Source organism: Hymenobacter rubidus (genome assembly GCF_016734815.1).
GTDB classification, from domain to species: domain Bacteria; phylum Bacteroidota; class Bacteroidia; order Cytophagales; family Hymenobacteraceae; genus Hymenobacter; species Hymenobacter rubidus.
The window spans coordinates 1-1269 of sequence record NZ_JAERQF010000073.1; the positions used below are offsets into that span (position 1 = coordinate 1).

A 1269-nucleotide genomic window follows, 5' to 3' on the forward strand; every position below is an offset into this window, starting at 1 on the left:
TGAGGTGGTCCATTTACGCTGGACAGTTTAGGGCGTTAAGTTGAAGGAGTTGTTGGTGAGTGTGATACGGCGTCTGGTAGTCGATGCTGGAGTGCAGACGCTCGTGATTGTAATAGTCAAAATAGTCAGCCACGCTGCGTTGCGCGTCAGCCAAATCAGCAAAAACGGGCCGCTCGCGGAGCTCAAGCACCTCCGTTTTGAGGCGGGACCAGAGGCTTTCGGCCTGCGCGTTGTCGTAGCAGTCGCCGCGGCGGCTCTGTGAGCGCAGGGCTCCGTGGTGGTGGAGCAGTTGGCGGTAGGCGTTGCCGCAATACTGCCCGCCGCGGTCCGAGTGGACGAGCAAGCCGGGCGTGGGCGGCTGGGCCCAAAAGGCCCGTTGTAAGGCACGGGTTACCAATTCCTCGGGCATAGAGGCCATCACGTGCCAGCCGACCACCTGCTTGCTGGCCATGTCCTGAAACGCGCACAGGTAGGCCCACGCGCCGGTGGCCAGGGGCAGGCACGTGATGTCGCTGACCCAGGCCCGGTTGGCCTGCGTAGGCCTGGGCTGGTCGAGCAGCCGGTTCGGCGCGCAGCGTAGCCCGTGGGTCGAGTCAGTCGTGCGCGGGGTGAAGGCCTTGGGTTGCAGCGCGTGCAAGCCCCGGCGGCGCATGGCCACGCGCAGGCGCTGGCGACCGACGCGGTAACCTTTGCGGCGCAAGGCGACTTGGAGCCGGCGCGTGCCGTAGCGGCGTTTATGCCGACCAAAGACCTTGACCAGCGCCGTTTCCCACGCCGGTTCACGTTGCGCTACTTCTTGGTGCTGACTTTGTTGCCAGGCGTAGTAGCCACTGGCTGGCACGCCGAGCACCTGGCAGAGCAGGCGCACCGGGTGCTGCCCCCGCTGTGCCTCGATAAAACGATAGTGGCTCATGGGTTGTCGGTCACCGAGAAGATGGCAATGGCTTTTTTTAAAATGTCCAGCTCCTGCGCCTGCCGCCGAGCCAGGGCGCGCAGCTGGCGCAACTCGGCCGCCGTGGCCGGGTCCAGCTCCGCCCCGCGAGCCGCCGCTACGGGGGTAAGCGCCTCTTTTTGCCACTTATACAGCAGCTTCGGGCTGACATTTAGCGCCCGGGCGGCCGCCTGGGTCGAGCGACTCTGCTCGGCCAGGCGCAACGCTTCGGCACGAAAGGCGGCATCATAACGCCGACGTTTGTTGGGTGAAGGGCTGTCTTTCATGACATTCGAAAGATAAGACCCTATTCTGTCCAGATTTACCCGACCACCTCA

The 1269-nt window shown here is 63.9% G+C and carries 2 protein-coding genes; both read right to left on the minus strand.

Features of this window, described 5'->3' with window-relative positions; all coding sequences use genetic code 11:
* Window positions 1-13: 13 nt before the first annotated feature.
* Window positions 14-913, minus strand: a complete 900-nt coding sequence (locus JKL48_RS22800) for an IS3 family transposase (protein ID WP_201987710.1) — start codon at window positions 911-913, stop codon at window positions 14-16.
* On the minus strand, window positions 910-1218 hold the full coding sequence (locus JKL48_RS22805; RefSeq protein WP_201987708.1) for a transposase: 309 nt from the start codon (window positions 1216-1218) through the stop codon (window positions 910-912). The genes JKL48_RS22800 and JKL48_RS22805 overlap by 4 nt, the downstream gene beginning before the upstream one ends.
* Between the last annotated feature and the right edge of the window lie 51 nt (window positions 1219-1269).

Coding starts and splice junctions, on each gene's coding strand:
- JKL48_RS22800 (WP_201987710.1), bottom strand. CDS start 913: ATGAGCCACTATCGTTTTATCGAGGCACAGCGGGGGCAGCACCCGGTG.
- JKL48_RS22805 (WP_201987708.1), bottom strand. CDS start 1,218: ATGAAAGACAGCCCTTCACCCAACAAACGTCGGCGTTATGATGCCGCC.